The organism is Streptomyces venezuelae, from assembly GCF_008642355.1.
GTDB lineage: Bacteria > Actinomycetota > Actinomycetes > Streptomycetales > Streptomycetaceae > Streptomyces > Streptomyces venezuelae_B.
On the sequence record NZ_CP029193.1, the window covers coordinates 6,888,921 to 6,904,161 of the forward strand.

The window sequence follows — 15,241 nt, forward strand, 5'->3', positions numbered from 1 at the left end:
CCCCGTGGCATCCGCGAAGCTGGAGCCATGCACACCGACACAGAGCGCTGCGTACGCGCCGTTCAGTCGAAGGACGCCCGCTTCGACGGCTGGTTCTTCACGGCCGTCGTGACCACGCGGATCTACTGCCGTCCCAGCTGCCCCGTCGTGCCGCCCAAGGCCGAGAACATGACGTTCTACCCGAGCGCCGCCGCCTGCCAGCAGGCCGGATTCCGGGCCTGCAAGCGGTGCCGGCCGGACAGCAGCCCCGGCTCTCCCGAGTGGAACCAGCGGGCCGACCTCGTCGCCCGCGCGATGCGCCTGATCGGTGACGGCGTCGTCGACCGCGAAGGCGTCACCGGCCTCGCGGCCCGCCTCGGCTACAGCACCCGGCAGGTCGAACGCCAGCTGCGCGCCGAACTCGGCGCGGGCCCCCTCGCCCTGGCCCGGGCCCAACGCGCCCAGACGGCCCGGCTCCTCATCGAGACGACCACGCTGCCCATGGCGGACATCGCCTTCGCCGCGGGGTTCGCCTCGATCCGCACCTTCAACGACACGGTCCGTGAGGTCTTCGCCCTGTCCCCGGGCGAACTGCGCGCCCGCGCGCCGAAGCGGCTGCCCTCCGGGCGGAACGCCACCCCTCCCGTCACCCCGCCCGCCACCGCAGGCGGCACCCTCACCCTGCGGCTGCCGTTCCGTGCGCCGCTCAACCCCGACAACCTCTTCGGGCACCTCATCGCCACCGCCGTGCCCGGCGTCGAGGAGTGGCGGGACGGGGCGTACCGCAGAACGCTCGGTCTTCCCCACGGGCACGGCATCGTCGCGCTCACCCCGCACCCCGACCACATCGCCTGCCGCCTCTCCCTCACCGACCCGCGCGATCTGACCCTCGCCATCAGCCGGTGCCGCCGCATGCTCGACCTGGACGCCGACCCCGCCGCCGTCGACGGACAGCTGAGGGACGATCCGCTGCTCGCGCCGCTCGTCGACAAGGCTCCGGGGCGGCGCGTGCCGCGCACCGTCGACGAGGCGGAGTTCGCCGTACGGGCCGTCCTGGGGCAGCAGGTCTCCACCGCCGCCGCCCGTACCCACGCGGCCCGTCTCGTCACCGCGCACGGGCGGCCCGTCGAGGACCCCGAGGGCGGGCTCACGCACCTCTTCCCCGCCCCGCGGGAGCTGGCCGCGCTCGACCCCGAGACCCTCGCGCTGCCCCGCAGCCGCCGCGCCACCCTCATGACACTGGTCCAGCACCTCGCCGACGGCAGCCTCCGGCTCGGCCCGGAGAGCGACTGGGACGAGACCCGCGCCCGCCTCACCGAGCTCCCCGGGTTCGGCCCCTGGACCGTCGAGGTCATCGCGATGCGCGCGCTCGGCGACCCGGACGCGTTCCTCCCCTCCGACCTCGGCATCCGGCGCGCCGCACAGGAGTTGGGGCTCCCGCACACCCCCGCCGCACTCACCGCGCGCGCCGCCGCCTGGCGGCCGTGGCGGGCGTACGCGGTGCAGTACCTGTGGGCCACCGACGCCCACCCCATCAACGTCATCCCCGCATGACGGCCCCGCCCGTCCCGCCCGCCTTGCCGGTCTCACCCGAGGACGTACCCATGGAACGCCTGCACACCGTCGTCGACAGCCCCTACGGCCCCCTCACCCTCGTCGCCACCGACGGCGTCCTCAGCGGCCTCTACATGACCGAACAGCGGCACCGCCCGCCCGAGGAGACCTTCGGCGACCGCGACCCGGCACCTTTCGGCGAGGCGATCAGCCAGCTGGAGGCCTACTTCGCCGGGGAGCTGACGGAGTTCGACGTTCCGCTGCGACTCGACGGCACCCCGTTCCAGCGACTGGTCTGGGACGAACTGCGGCGCATCCCGTACGGCATGACCCGCACGTACGGCGAACTCGCCGAAGCCCTCGGCAAACCGAACGCCTCCCGCGCGGTCGGCCTCGCCAACGGCAAGAACCCCATCGGGGTCATCGTGCCCTGCCACCGCGTCATCGGCGCCAACGGCAGCCTGACCGGCTACGGCGGCGGCCTCGACCGCAAGCAGCGGCTGCTCGCCTTCGAGGGAGGGACGGGCGGGGCGGCCGAGGACGCGCTGTTCTGAGCGGGCGTTCCGAGTCGGCGTTCTGTGCCGGTGTCCGAGTCAGCCGACCCGGTGCCCGTCCTCCAGCTCCGCGGGGCCGTTCCCGTGTGCCAGTACGTCCAGCGCGGCGGACACCCGGCGCCCCAGCTCGCTCGGCAGGTACTCCGCGAGCTCCTGCGGAGCCACCAGGCGCCACGACAGGAGCTCCTCCTCCTGCAAGGCGATCGACTCCAGCTGCGCGGCGCCGAGCACCCCGCCGTCGTACAGGTAGGCCACCAGCGGCGGCCGTGGCCGCAGCGGACCCGGCGGCACCCAGTCCACGGCGAGCAGCGGGCCGAGCTCGACGTCGAGGCCGATCTCCTCGACGGTCTCCCTGCGCGCCCCCTGCCGGGGTGTCTCGCCCGCGTCCGACTCCACGGTCCCGCCCGGCAGCGCCCACCCCTCGCGGTAGTTGGGCTCGACGAGCAGGACCCGGCCCCCGGCGTCCCGGAAGAGCGCGGCGGCGCCGACGAGGACGCGGGGGAGCCCTGCGATGTACGTGGTGTAGTCCTGAATGGTCACGGGGGAAGGGTAGTCGGGGGTGCCGGTCAGGTTCCGGTCGGCGGGGAGCCCGTCACGACATCAGGGGCGGCCCCGGTCAGTCGCCGTCCTTGCCGCGGGATCTGGCGATCCGGCGGAGCCGGTGGTGCCGGTCCGGGCTCTGCTCGGTGATCGCCTCGCCGACCATCGTGCGCACCGCGTCCCGCAGTCCGTGCAGCGCGTGCCCGCGGGCGGGGCCCGCGCCCGGGTCGCCGCGAAGCTCCTTCAGGAGCGCCCAGCACAGCGTCAGCATCACCACGACGAACGGCAGCGCCACCAGGATCGTCGCGCTCTGCAGCGAGTCCAGACCGCCCGCGACCAGGAGCACCGCGGCCACCGCCGCCATGAGGACGCCCCAGGTGACGACCAGCCAGGTCGGGGGGTGCAGGGAGCCGCGGCTGCTGAGCGAGCCCATCACCAGCGACGCGGAGTCGGCGCTCGTGACGAAGTACGTCATCACCAGGAGCATCGCGACCCACGACGTGACCGTGCCCAGCGGCAGCGCGTCCAGCATCGCGAAGAGCGAGGACTCCGCCCCCTCCTCGACCTTCGCCGCCATGTCGACCTTGCCGGTCGCGTCGAGCCGGATGCCGGTGCCGCCCATCACGCAGAACCAGACGACGGTCGCGCCGCTCGGCACGAGGAGCACGCCGATCAGGAACTCGCGGATCGTCCGGCCGTGCGAGATGCGGGCGATGAACGTGCCGACGAAGGGGGCCCAGGACAGCCACCACGCCCAGTAGAAGACCGTCCAGGAGCCGAGCCAGCCGCTGTCGGTGAAGGCGCCGGTGCGCGAGGCCATCGGGAGCAGCTGGTGGAGGTAGCCGCCGACGCTCGCCGGGATCGCGTCCAGGACGTAGACGGTCGGCCCGAGGACGAAGACGAACAGCATCAGGCAGGCGGCCAGCACGATGTTGAGGGTGCTGAGCCACTTGACGCCCTTGTGCACCCCGGAGAAGGCCGACAGCACGAAGGCGGCGCCGAGCGAGACGATGATGATGAGCTGGAGGGTGGTCGAACTCTCCACGCCCGTCGTGAGGTTGAGTCCCGTGGCGACCTGGAGCGCGCCGACGCCGAGGCTGGTCGCCGTGCCGAAGACGGTGGCGAAGACCGCGAGCAGGTCGATGATCCTGCCGGGCAGGCCCGCCGCCCGCCGGGCACCGATGAGCGGTACGAAGACGGCGCTGAGCCGGTTGCCGCGGCCCTTGCGGAAGCCGGCGTAGGCGAGGGCGAGGCCCACGATGCCGTAGATCGCCCAGGGCGTCAGTGTCCAGTGGAAGAAGGAGTACTCCAGGGCGGTGCGGGCCGCGCCGCCGGAACGGGGCGCGGCGGCCGAGGACGGCGGCGGGTCCAGGTAGTGGGTGAGCGGCTCTCCTACGCCGTAGAACATCAGGCCGATGCCCATGCCCGCGCTGAACATCATCGCGATCCACGCGAGATCGGTGAATTCGGGCCGCGCGTCGTCCGTGCCCAGACGGATCCGGCCGAAGCGGCTCAGCGCCAGGACCACGCACAGGACGAGGAAGACGTCCGCGGCGATCACGAAGAGCCAGGCGAAGTTGTCGAGGACCCAGCCGAGCGCGCTGTCGGAAGCGCGGTCGAAGGAGCGCTTGCCGAGCGCCGCCCAGGCGACCACCCCGAGCACCGCGGCGACGCCGATGCCGACGACCAGGTAGTCGGGGGTGCCGTCCGGAGGGTGTCCTTCCGCGGAGTCCGGGCCGCCCGGGGGAGAGCCCGTCGGACCGTCACCGGGACGGGGCTGATCGATCATTTCCGTACTCATGGCGCACCACTATGGAGCGATATGGAGCGATTTTCCGGCGGGCCACGCCGTCTCACGTCCCGGTGACCATGGGCAGCGGCCCCTGTCTGCGGTTATGGTCGCAGCGGCGCGACTGCCTTGACGCGAGCAAGGCCCGGAAAGCAAGGGGAATGCAAGGTGGCGGACGCTGCAAGCACGGCGGAACACGAGCAGCAGGCGCAGCGCGTGCTCATCGCCGCGGACAAGTTCAAGGGGTCGCTCACGGCCGTGCAGGTCGCGGAGCGGGTGACGGCCGGGCTCCACCGGGTCGCCCCCGGCGTCGCGGTCGAGGCGCTGCCGGTCGCCGACGGCGGCGACGGCACGGTCGCCGCGGCCGTCGCGGGCGGCTTCGAGCGCCGCGAGGTGCGCGTCACGGGACCGCTGGGCAACGAGGTGACGGCGGCGTACGCGCTGAAGGACGGCACCGCCGTGGTGGAGATGGCCGAGGCTTCGGGCCTTCAGCTGCTCCCCGAGGGTGTCTTCGCGCCGCTCACGTCCACGACGTACGGCTCCGGGGAGCTGATCCGCGCGGCGCTCGACGCGGGCGCCCGCACCATCGTCTTCGGCGTCGGCGGCAGCGCCACGACCGACGGCGGCGCCGGCATGCTGGCGGCGCTCGGCGCGCGCTTCCTGGACTCCGACGGCGAGCCCGTCGCGCCCGGCGGGGGCCCGCTGAAGGACCTGGCGACCGCCGATCTGTCGGGCCTCGACCCGCGTCTGAAGGACGTCGAGATCGTCCTCGCCAGCGATGTCGACAACCCGCTGACCGGCCCGAAGGGCGCCCCGGCCGTCTACGGACCGCAGAAGGGCGCCGAGCCCGCGGACGTCGCCGCGCTGGACGCCGCGCTCGCCCATTACGCCACGGTCCTGGAGAAGGCCATCGGCCCGAAGGCCGCGGAGTACGCGCAGTCGCCGGGCGCGGGCGCCGCGGGCGGCATCGGGTACGGCGCGCTGGTCGGTCTCGGGGCGGGCTTCCGGCCCGGCATCGACGTCATGCTCGACGTGCTCGGCTTCGCGCCCGCCCTGGAGCGGGCGACGCTCGTCATCACCGGCGAGGGCTCGCTCGACGAGCAGACCCTGCACGGCAAGGCACCGGCGGGCGTGGCCGCGGCCGCGCGGGCCGCCGGGGTCGAGGTCGTCGCGGTCTGCGGCCGCCTCGCGCTCGCCCCCGAGGTGCTGGGCAAGGCGGGCATCCGCCGCGCGTACGCCCTGACCGACGTCGAGCCGGACGTGGCGCGGTGCATCGCCGAGGCGGGGCCGATCCTGGAGACGGTGGCGGAGGGCATCGCCCGCGACTTCCTCGCCTGAGGGCCCGGCCTCGATACCCAAGGCCCAGGGCCAGGCCTTGAAAGTCTCACCCGTGTCGAACCGGGAACGTGATCGTTTCTTCTCTACGTGAGAAGGAGTCGATCTTGACCGGGTGGGTGCGGCTCGGCGGTGGTCTCGGCATCGTCGTGAGCCTGTGCCCGGTGCCGGGGCTGACCGTCGACGCGCAGATCGGCGCGCGTCTGGACACGTACGCGGGGACGCTCGGCGTGGTCCTCTCGGAGCGGCTGGAGATCTGCCGCGAGGACGACCCGGGCGTCCCCGGCGATGCCGTGCCCGAGCGGCCCGCTCAGCCCGGCCCCGGAGCGCCGACGACCCCGCCACCCCCACCCGCGACAGCAACCCCCCGCGCGGCCAGGCCCCCCACACCCCCTGCCGACCCCGCACCCCCCACCGACCCCCCGCCCCGCGCCGCGCCCCGCATCCGCGAACTCCACGTTCCCGTACGCCTGGAGTCCCGCCCCCGCCCCGCGCGCCCCGCACCCGGCGCACCGTCCGGGCCCGCTCTCTCGGCGCCCGGCTACCGGCCCGCCGAGGAGACCGAGCGCGAGGGCGGGCGGTCCATGGTCACCACCACGATGGTCGTCACCACGCCCGCGGTCCTCGCCGCCGCGCTGCTGCGTCCGCGCTCCCGCTCCGCCGCGTCCGGTACGTCCGGCGCCCGTTCCCGCCCCACCCAGCCCTCCGGAGGCCCCTCGTGACGGAATGGTTCGTACTCGGTCTGGCCATGGTGCTCGCCTGCGCGATCGTGCTGGCCGTGACCGTGATCAGACACCGCAGGGTGCCCGAGGACGACGACACCAGCGAGACGCCGGACGTCCTGGAGTACATGGTCATGATGGTCGGCGTCGTATACGCGATCGTCCTCGGCCTCGCCATCGCCGGTGTCTGGGAGGCCCGCGGAGCCGCCCAGGACGGCACCCGCGACGAGGCGCAGGCGCTGCACGAGATCAGCAGGCGCGTGCAGGTCTACCCGGCGGACGCGCGGGAACGCATCGAAGACGACGTGCGGCGCTACAGCGAGCACGTCACCACCGTCGAGTGGCCGCACATGATCGAGGAGCACCGGCTCACCGACCGGGGCGGCGAACTCCTCGACACGCTGCGGCGGGACATCGCGCGGCGCACGCCCGCGAGCGAGCTGGAGGCGCAGACCTACCAGCCGCTCCTCGACCAGGTGGCCGCCGCCGACGAGGCGCGCAGGGCGCGGGCCGACAACGCGGAGGAGACCCTGCCCGGCGTGGTCTGGTTCGGCCTCGTCGCCGGGGCGTTCGTCACCGTCGGACTGATCTTCACGCTGCAGATCAGACGCTCGTCCAGGGAACTGCTGCTCGCGGGCACCTTCAGCGCCCTGATCGCCTTCCTCCTCTTCCTGGTCTGGAACTTCGACGCGCCCTTCGGCAGGACGGCGACGGAGACGACGACCGCGTTCCAGGACCTGATCAGCGCGTGACCCGAGCGGTGCGTGACCTCATCAGTGCGTGACCTGCCGTTGCGCGAGCCGGTGCGCCTCCACCGCGAGTGACACCTCCACCAGGTCCCGCGGGCGGGCCAGTGAGCGCGAGGTCAGCTGTTCCAGGCGACGCAGGCGGTTGAAGACGGTGTTGCGGTGGCAGTAGAGGCGCCCGGCCGCCCGTCCCGCCGAACCCTCGCACGCCAGCCAGGCGTCCAGCGTCTCCAACAGCACGGCACGGTCGGCCGGTTCGAGCGCGAGGACCTCGCCGAGTACCTCCGACACGAGCCGCCCCGCGAGTTCCGGCTGGCTCACCACGAGGGCCGTCGGCATCCGCTGGTCGAGGCGGACGATGCCCGTCGTGTCCGGCGGACACGTCCGCAGCGCGAGCTCCGCGAGCCGTCGGGCGTGGCCGAGCTCGGCGAGCCCGGCCACGACGGGGCTGATGCCGCCCGGTCCGGGGCACCGCCCGTCGAGCAGCCGCGCCAGGCCGTCGAGGCCCTCGTCGGCGCCGAGCGCGACCACCCCGACCTCGCAGTCCGTCCGCATCCGCCAGATGAAACGGAAGCCCGCCCGCTGGATCTGCCGGTGGAACGCCTCGCGCCCGTCGCGCCGCTCCGCGCGGAGCACGATCACCGCGTACGGGCCGTGCTCGGGCAGATCGAGCCCGGCGGCGGCGCGCGCGGCGAGCCCCGGCGCCGACCGGCCCTCCAGGAGGGCGTCGAGCAGCGCCTGCAGCTGTTCGTCCGTGCGCCGCCGCAGCTCCAGTTCCGTCGCGCGGTACGCGTCGGAGGCCACCGCCGCCTGCGCGTCCACCGCCGACCACACCATCGTCGCCGAGCGCATCAGGACCGCGAGCTTCTCCGGGTCCTTGCCCGCGGTGCCCTCCAGGAGCGAGTCCCACACGAGATAGCCCGCGTTGCGGTACGAGTGCACCAACAGGTCCAGCGGAAGGCCCTGTTGGGCACGGCGGCGCCCCGCCTCCTCCGCGTACTCCAGGTCGCGGCGCGGCGACGCCCGCGGGGCCGAGATCGCCTCGATGCCGATCCGCATGGCCTCCTCGGCCTCCCGCCACTGCACGTCGTACGGCAGGACGCTCCCGTACACCGACGAGTGCTCGCCGAGCTGCCGCAGATGCAGGTCGACCAGTTCGGGCACCCGTGGAAGGAGCGCGGTGCACGCCTCCTTGAGGAGCTTCCAGTCGTGTCCGGTCCGAGGCCTGCGTCCGTTCGTGAGCCCGCTCATCGTTCCCCCCGTCGCCGCGCGCCAGGGCGCCGTCGGCACGGCGCTGCTGGGGAGGATGCCATTGCTCCGCCCCCTCCGGCAGGCCCCTGACACGCGGTGTTGTGCCCATGCACAACGGCGGGGCGCCCCCAGTGGTCTCCCGCAGCGTTTCCCCCGCAGCCCGTGGACGGGCGGCCCCCGCGGTGCTGGGGTGAGCGCCACACGACGGCGGACGTGCCGTACGGGACGAGGGGGGCGGTACGTGGGCGGCTCGGATGTGAAGGACAGGGGCGGGGGTCACCCCGGGCACGGGACGGGGCTCGTCGTGCGGGACATTTCCGTGGGGTACGGGCCCGTGCGGGCGCTGCGGCGGGTCTCCCTCGATCTGCCGGAAGGGACCGTCGTCGCCGTGCTCGGCGGCAACGGAGCCGGCAAGTCGACGCTGCTGCGGGCCGTCTCGCGCACCCTCTCCTTCCAGGGCGGGGCCCTCACCTCGGGGTCCGTCCACTTCGGCGGGCGGCGCATCGACGGACTGGCGGCGGACCGGGTCGTCGCCGCCGGGATCTCCCAAGTGCCCGAAGGACGGCAGATCTTCGCCCGGATGACCGTCACCGACAACCTGCGGGCCGGCGCCCTCGGCGCCACCGGGTCGCGCGCCGCCAAGGCGGACGCGCTGCGCCGCGTCCATGACCTCTTCCCCGTACTCGCCGACCGCGGCGCCCAGCGTGCCGGACTGCTCTCCGGCGGCGAACAGCAGATGCTCGCCGTCGGCCGGGCCCTCATGGCCTCCCCGCGCCTGCTCCTCCTCGACGAACCCTCGCTCGGCCTCGCCCCGCTGATGGCCGCACGCATCGCCGACACCATCCGTGAGATCAACGCGCAGGGCACCTCCGTGCTCCTCGTCGAACAGAACGCCGCCCTCGCCCTGCGCCTCGCCACCACCGCGTACGTCCTCGACGTCGGCGAGGTCGCCCTGTCGGGGCCCGCCGACGAACTCGCCGCCTCCGACGAGGTGCGCCGCCGCTACCTGGGCGTCGTCGACGAGGACGCGGCGGCCGACGCGACCCGGGGGACCGGCGCACCGCCGACGCTGCGGCGCTGGGAGGCCGACCGGTGACCGCGACATCCGTGCCGGCCCTCGACGTCCGCGACCTCACCGTCCGCTTCGCCGGGCTCACCGCCCTCGACGCCGTCAGCTTCACCGTCCGCCCCGGCACCGTGCACGCCGTCATCGGACCGAACGGCGCGGGCAAGTCCACCTGCTTCAACGTCCTGTCCGGCGTCTACCGCGCGACCTCCGGCAGCGTCCGTTTCGGGGAGCACGAGCTCACCGGACTGCGCCCGCACCGCATCGCGGAGCTCGGCGTCGCCCGCATCTTCCAGAACCTCGCGCTGCCGCCCCGCGCCACCGTCGCCGACAGCCTGCTCCTCGGCCGCCACCGGCTGACCCGCACCGGTTTCCTGGCCGCCGGGCTCCGGCTCCCCTCAGCCGCCCGCGAGGAGCACCGCCATCGCGAACGCGTCCGCGAGATAGCCGCCTTCGTCGGCCTGGAACACCAGCTCGACCAGCCCGCGGGCGCCCTGCCCTACGGCCAGCAGAAACTCGCCGAGCTCGCCCGCGCCCTCTGCATGGAGCCGCGCCTGCTGCTCCTCGACGAGCCCGTCGCCGGCATGACCGCCGACGAACGGCGCCGCACCGCGGCCGTCATCGCGGGTGTCCGCGACAGCCTCGGCATCTCGATCGTCCTGGTGGAACACGACATGGGGGTGGTGATGCGGCTCGCGGACGCGGTGACCGTACTCGACTTCGGGCGCCGGATCGCCGACGGCGCCCCCGGCGACGTACAGAACGATCCGGCGGTCGTACGCGCCTACCTGGGCGAGGGCGACCGGACCGGGAACGGAGAGGGACGACCGTGACCACCTTCACCGAGCTCCTGCTCAACGGCATCTCCATGGGGTCCGTCTACGCCCTCATCGCCCTCGGCTTCGTCGTCATCTTCCGCGCCACCGAGGTCGTGAACTTCGCCCACGCCTCCCTGCTCCTCGCGGGCGGCTACATCACCGCGTCCCTCCACGACGACCTCGGCTTCTGGCCGGCGCTGCTCGTCGGCATCGCGGGCGCCGCGGTGGTCGGGGCGGCCGTCGAGTTCCTCGTCATGCGCCGCTACCGCGGCTCGGACCACAGCGTGCTCGCCATCGTCACCATCGGCGTCGACATCCTGCTCACCACCGAACTCACCCGCCGCCTCGGCACCGACGTCCTGCCGCTCGGCGACCCGTGGGGCGACGACGTCCTCACCATCGGGCCGGTCTCCCTCGCGCACACCCGCATCGCCGCCTTCGTCGCCGCGGCCCTGCTCATCACCGTCTTCCTCCTCGCCTTCCGCTACACCTCGTGGGGCGTGGCGATGCGGGCCGCCGCCGAGAGCCCGGAGACCGCCGCGCTGATGGGCGTACGGCTGGGACGGGTGTCACTCGGCGCATGGGCGGTCGCGGGGGCGCTCGCCGCCGTGGCCGCGCTGTTCCTCACCGTCTTCCCGACGCCGGGTCTTGAGCGCGCCACTTCGCTCGCCGCCCTCAAGGCGTTCCCCGCCGCGATCCTCGGCGGCCTCGACTCCACCACGGGCGCGCTGGTCGGAGGCCTCGTGGTGGGTGTCACCGAGTCCCTCGCCACCGGCTACCAGAGTGAGCTCAGCTTCCTCGGCCGCGGCCTCGGCGACCTCGCGCCCTACCTCGTCATGACCGTCATCCTGCTGATGCGACCCGCCGGGCTGTTCGGCACGAAGGAGCTCGCCCGTGTCTGAGGCCCCCGTCTCCAAGGCTCCCGTCTCCGAGCCCGTCGAGGCCGCCGCCGCACCCGCCGCCCGCCCCGCCCGCCGTACGCCGCTCGCGCGCCCCCGCACGTACCTGTGGGCCGCGGGCACGGTCCTCCTGGTCGCCCTGCCGTTCTACCTGGACCGCTTCTGGCTCCAGGCGGGCCTCTTCGCGATGGCCGCCGCCATCGGCGCGATCGGCATCAACCTCCTCACCGGCGCCACCGGCCAGCTCTCCATGGGGCACGCGTTCTTCCTCGCCATCGGGGCGTACGGATACTGCGTCCTCGCCGGCGACGGGGGAGACGGCCTGACCGGGCTCGGCCTGCCGACATGGCTCGCCGCGACCCTCGCCGTGGCGCTCGCCGGGCTCGCGGGCGGCCTCTTCAGCCCCATCGCGGGCCGCCTGAGCGGCGCGTACCTCGGTATCGCGACCCTCGCGCTGATCTTCATCGGACAGCACGTGCTCTTCAACGCCCACGACCTCACCGGCGGCTCCAACGGGCGTGATGTGCCGCCCCTGAACGTCTTCGGCATCGCCTTCGACGAGAGCGAGGTGGTGGTCGCGGCGGTCCCGTTCGGCTCCGTCGAGAAGCTCTGGTACGCGGGACTCGTGCTGCTCGTCTGCTGCGGGCTCTTCGCCCGCGGCGTGCTGCGCGGCCGTCCGGGGCGCGCCATGAACGCGATCCGCGACCACCGCGTCGCCGCGGGCGTGATGGGCGTCCCGGTGGCCCGCTACCGCGCCGGGGTCTTCGTCCTGTCGTCCATGTACGCGGGCCTAGCCGGGGTGCTGCTCGCCCTGGTCTTCCAGCGCACCGTCCCCGACTACTTCGGCATGACGCTCTCCCTCGAATACCTCGCCATGATCGTGATTGGCGGCCTCGGCTCGGTCGCCGGCGCCGTCGCGGGCGCCGCCCTCGTCTCCCTGCTGCCCCAGCTGCTCACCCGGTACAGCGACGCGCTGCCCCTGGTCTCGGCACCCGGCACCGGCGGGATCTCACCGGGCGAGGCGTCCCGGTATCTGTACGGCGCCGCCGTCGTGGCGGTGGTGCTCTTCCTGCCCGGCGGCCTCGTGCGCATCGCCGCCCGGCGCGGCAGGACAAGACCAGGCACTCCAGGGGAGGAAGCATGAAAGCACTGACCAGGGCCACCGCGGCCACGACGGCGCTCGCCGCGCTGCTTGCGCTGACGGCGTGCAGCTCGAAGGCCAAGGACGACGGGGCCGACGGCGACAAGGGCGCGGGCGGGGTGAAGACCGGTGACGGCGTCACGAGCGAGACGATCGACCTCGGCGTCCTCACCGACATGACCGGCGTCTACGCCACCCTCGGCAAGAGCGTCACCCAGGCCCAGCAGCTCTACGTCGACCAGACCAACGCGGACGGCGGCATCTGCGGCCGGAAGCTGAAGCTCACCGTCCGCGACCACGGCTACGACCCGCAGAAGGCCGTCGCCGCCTACACCGAGCTGGAGCCGAAGGTCCTCGGCTTCGCCCAGTTCATCGGCTCCCCGTTCGTCGCCGCCGTCGAACAGCGCGTCGACGCCAACAAGGGCCTGGTACTGCCGCAGGCCTGGTCGGCGAACCTGCTGGGCAGCCCGTACGTGCGCGTGGTCGGCTCCACGTACGACCTGGAGACGATCAACGCGATCGACTTCCTGATGAAGGAGAAGGGCCTCAAAAAGGGCGACAAACTGGGCCACGTCTACTTCGAGGGCGACTACGGGGAGAGCGCGCTCAAGGGCTCGAAGCACATGGCCGATGAGGCAGGCCTCACCGTCGTCGAGCAGAAGATCAAGCCCACGGACAACGACATGACCGCCCAGGTCTCCGCCCTGAAGAAGGCCGGCGTCAAGGCCGTCGTGGTCAGCGCGGGCCCGCGCCAGGCGGCCTCCCTCGTCGGCGTCGCGGCGGCGGGACGCTTCGACGTCCCGGTCATCGGCAACAACTCGGCGTTCGCCCCGCAGCTCCTCGCCACGCAGTCGGGTCCGGCCCTGATGAAGAACTACTACGTGGCCTCACCCACGCTGCCCATCGGCGCGGACACGGCGGAGGCGGAGAAGCTCGTCGCCGACTACAGGAAGGCGCACCCGAAGGACTCCCTCGACAACGGCGTCGTGGCGGGCTGGACGGCCGCGTCCGTCTTCGGGGAGGCCCTGAAGGCCGCGTGCGACAAGAAGGACCTCACGCGCGAGGGCGTCGGCAAGGCGCTCCTGACGCTCGACGACTTCGACGCGGGCTTCGGCGTCACCCAGAACTTCAGCGACCCGAAGGCGCCGTCTTCGAAGGAGAGCGTCATCCTCCAGCCGGACAAGAAGGCGACGGGCGGCATGAAGGTGGTCCGGCAGCCCGGCGCGGCGGAGGCGGCACAGGGCTACACAGCGGGCGGCTGAGCGGTCGGCAGCACAAAGGGGCCCGAACCATATGGTTCGGGCCCCTCGGCGTCGTACAAGCGCCGCTACGGCAACTGCGCGGCTCGCGCCTCACGTCGGTTTCCGCGGAAGTTGTTCACCCTCCGAGCCGTGGCGAAGAGGGGGATCACCGCGCCCAGGACGAGCTGCAGCGCGCAGCCCGTCTGCAGGAGCAGCTGGCCGCCGGGAGCCTCGAACGCCCACGCCGCGAGCAGCCCCATCGCCGCGACGATCCAGGAGAGCATGGCCACCGCGAGGGGGCCGCGCGGCTTCGGGTACTCGACGCGGCTGACCATGAGCCAGGCCGTGCCGATGATCGCGAGGAGTGTCGCCACGAACGGCAGCTCCAGGAGCACGATCGAGACGACCGTCAACGCTCCGAAGGGCGACGGCATGCCCTGGAAGGTGCCGTCCTTCACCGTCACGCAACTGAACCGCGCAAGCCGCAGCACCACCGCCAACAGCACGACGATCGCGCCGACCGCCGCCACCCGCTGGTGCGCGTCGTCGGCGACCATGCCGTAGACCAGGACGAAGTACGCCGGGGCCAGACCGAAGCTGATCAGGTCCGACAGGTTGTCCAGCTCCGCGCCCATCGGCGAGGAGCGCAGCTTGCGGGCCACGAGACCGTCGAAGAGGTCGAAGACGGCCGCGCAGAGCATCAGGATCACGGCGGTCGCGGCGGAGTGCCGCGCCATGCCGCTCTCGTTGCTGCCCTGGAGGTGCGGGATGAGGATGCCCGTGGTGGTGAAGTACACCGCCATGAACCCGCACGTGGCGTTGCCGAGCGTGAGGGTGTCCGCTATCGAGAGGCGCAGTGAGAGAGGCATCTCCTCGTCGGCCTCGTCCTCCACCGCCTCGGGCACCCAGCCCGCCTGTGTCTCTGGATCAACCACGGTCAATGCGAGTCACCCCAGCCACGGTCTTCTGACCGACCTCGACGTCCACCTCGACACCCTCGGGGAGGTAGATGTCGACGCGCGAGCCGAAACGGATCAGGCCGATCCGCTCGCCCTGCTCCACCTTCGTGCCCTGCGGCACGTACGGCACGATGCGCCGCGCGACCGCGCCCGCGATCTGGATCATCTCGATGTCGCCGAGCTCGGTGTCGAAGTGCCAGACAACGCGCTCGTTGTTCTCGCTCTCCTTGTTGAACGCCGGGACGAACCCGCCGGGGATGTGCTCCACGGACGTCACGGTGCCCGCCAGGGGCGCGCGGTTGACGTGGACGTTCAGCGGGCTCATGAAGATCGCGACGCGGGTGCGCCCGTCCTTCCACGGCATGATGCTCTGCACCACACCGTCGGCCGGAGAGATGACGCGGCCCTGGGCGATCTCGCGCTCGGGGTCGCGGAAGAACCACAGCATGCCGGCCGCGAGAGCGGTGGCAGGGACGGCTACGGCCGCGGCGCCCTTGGAACGGCGAGCGCGGGCGAGGCTGAGTGCCGCGGTGGCGACGGTGGGCAGGAGCCACGGCGATGCTCCGCGGGCAAGGCGTCCCTGGAGAATGCCGTCGCGTGGTGCAGAGGTTTGGCTGTGGGGCATGGATGACCTTCGTAGCGGATGA

At 72.9% G+C, this 15,241-nt stretch carries 15 protein-coding genes; 10 read left to right on the forward strand and 5 right to left on the reverse strand.

From position 1 onward, the window contains the following. Window positions 1-27 precede the first annotated feature (27 nt). Both DEJ47_RS31530 and DEJ47_RS31535 read left to right on the forward strand, forming a co-directional pair. Window positions 28-1,533 carry an AlkA N-terminal domain-containing protein gene (locus tag DEJ47_RS31530; protein ID WP_150173992.1) on the forward strand — a complete coding sequence of 502 codons (1,506 nt, stop codon included), beginning with the start codon at window positions 28-30 and terminating at the stop codon, window positions 1,531-1,533. 50 nt (window positions 1,534-1,583) lie between these two features. Then, complete coding sequence (locus tag DEJ47_RS31535; RefSeq protein ID WP_150173994.1) at window positions 1,584-2,087, forward strand: methylated-DNA--[protein]-cysteine S-methyltransferase; 504 nt, start codon at window positions 1,584-1,586, stop codon at window positions 2,085-2,087. Between the two features lie 39 nt (window positions 2,088-2,126). On the opposite strand, the gene DEJ47_RS31540 is transcribed toward DEJ47_RS31535, so the two are convergent. Both DEJ47_RS31540 and DEJ47_RS31545 read right to left on the reverse strand, forming a co-directional pair. Beyond that, window positions 2,127-2,627, reverse strand: coding sequence for an NUDIX domain-containing protein (locus DEJ47_RS31540; protein WP_150173996.1), 501 nt, complete (start codon window positions 2,625-2,627; stop codon window positions 2,127-2,129). Window positions 2,628-2,703: 76 nt separating this feature from the next. Beyond that, window positions 2,704-4,428: a BCCT family transporter gene (locus DEJ47_RS31545; protein WP_150173998.1), complete on the reverse strand. Its 1,725-nt coding sequence runs from the start codon at window positions 4,426-4,428 to the stop codon at window positions 2,704-2,706. A 156-nt stretch (window positions 4,429-4,584) separates the two neighbouring features. On the opposite strand from DEJ47_RS31545, the gene DEJ47_RS31550 reads away from it, so the two are divergent. From DEJ47_RS31550 to DEJ47_RS31560, 3 genes are all read left to right on the forward strand, one after another. After that, complete coding sequence (locus tag DEJ47_RS31550; protein ID WP_150174000.1) at window positions 4,585-5,754, forward strand: glycerate kinase; 1,170 nt, start codon at window positions 4,585-4,587, stop codon at window positions 5,752-5,754. Window positions 5,755-5,858: 104 nt separating this feature from the next. Then, on the forward strand, window positions 5,859-6,473 hold the full coding sequence (locus DEJ47_RS31555) for a hypothetical protein (RefSeq protein WP_150174003.1): 615 nt from the start codon (window positions 5,859-5,861) through the stop codon (window positions 6,471-6,473). After that, complete coding sequence (locus tag DEJ47_RS31560; protein WP_150174005.1) at window positions 6,470-7,225, forward strand: DUF4239 domain-containing protein; 756 nt, start codon at window positions 6,470-6,472, stop codon at window positions 7,223-7,225. Before DEJ47_RS31555 ends, DEJ47_RS31560 begins: the two co-directional genes overlap by 4 nt. 21 nt (window positions 7,226-7,246) lie before the next feature. Here DEJ47_RS31560 and DEJ47_RS31565 read toward each other — a convergent pair whose 3' ends face one another. Beyond that, on the reverse strand, window positions 7,247-8,470 hold the full coding sequence (locus tag DEJ47_RS31565; protein ID WP_150174007.1) for a PucR family transcriptional regulator: 1,224 nt from the start codon (window positions 8,468-8,470) through the stop codon (window positions 7,247-7,249). A gap of 304 nt (window positions 8,471-8,774) precedes the next feature. Between DEJ47_RS31565 and DEJ47_RS31570 the strand changes: the two genes are divergently transcribed. The 5 genes from DEJ47_RS31570 to DEJ47_RS31590 are packed head-to-tail and all read left to right on the forward strand — an operon-like array spanning window position 8,775 to window position 13,656. Beyond that, the gene (locus tag DEJ47_RS31570) at window positions 8,775-9,566 is read left to right on the forward strand and encodes an ABC transporter ATP-binding protein (protein WP_150174009.1); all 792 of its coding nucleotides are present in this window, start codon (window positions 8,775-8,777) and stop codon (window positions 9,564-9,566) included. Beyond that, window positions 9,563-10,369, forward strand: a complete 807-nt coding sequence (locus DEJ47_RS31575; protein WP_223828563.1) for an ABC transporter ATP-binding protein — start codon at window positions 9,563-9,565, stop codon at window positions 10,367-10,369. Before DEJ47_RS31570 ends, DEJ47_RS31575 begins: the two co-directional genes overlap by 4 nt. Further along, on the forward strand, window positions 10,366-11,256 hold the full coding sequence (locus DEJ47_RS31580; RefSeq protein ID WP_150174012.1) for a branched-chain amino acid ABC transporter permease: 891 nt from the start codon (window positions 10,366-10,368) through the stop codon (window positions 11,254-11,256). The genes DEJ47_RS31575 and DEJ47_RS31580 overlap by 4 nt, the downstream gene beginning before the upstream one ends. Then, window positions 11,249-12,397, forward strand: a complete 1,149-nt coding sequence (locus DEJ47_RS31585) for a branched-chain amino acid ABC transporter permease (protein ID WP_150174014.1) — start codon at window positions 11,249-11,251, stop codon at window positions 12,395-12,397. Before DEJ47_RS31580 ends, DEJ47_RS31585 begins: the two co-directional genes overlap by 8 nt. Then, window positions 12,394-13,656, forward strand: coding sequence for an ABC transporter substrate-binding protein (locus DEJ47_RS31590; protein WP_150174016.1), 1,263 nt, complete (start codon window positions 12,394-12,396; stop codon window positions 13,654-13,656). The genes DEJ47_RS31585 and DEJ47_RS31590 overlap by 4 nt, the downstream gene beginning before the upstream one ends. Window positions 13,657-13,721: 65 nt before the next feature. Here the strand turns inward: DEJ47_RS31590 and pssA are convergent, their stop codons facing one another. Continuing rightward, window positions 13,722-14,576: a CDP-diacylglycerol--serine O-phosphatidyltransferase gene (gene pssA / locus DEJ47_RS31595; RefSeq protein ID WP_150174018.1), complete on the reverse strand. Its 855-nt coding sequence runs from the start codon at window positions 14,574-14,576 to the stop codon at window positions 13,722-13,724. After that, entirely contained in the window at window positions 14,563-15,219 is a 657-nt protein-coding gene (locus tag DEJ47_RS31600) for a phosphatidylserine decarboxylase (RefSeq protein WP_078593758.1), read from the reverse strand. The genes pssA and DEJ47_RS31600 overlap by 14 nt, the downstream gene beginning before the upstream one ends. Window positions 15,220-15,241 lie beyond the last annotated feature (22 nt).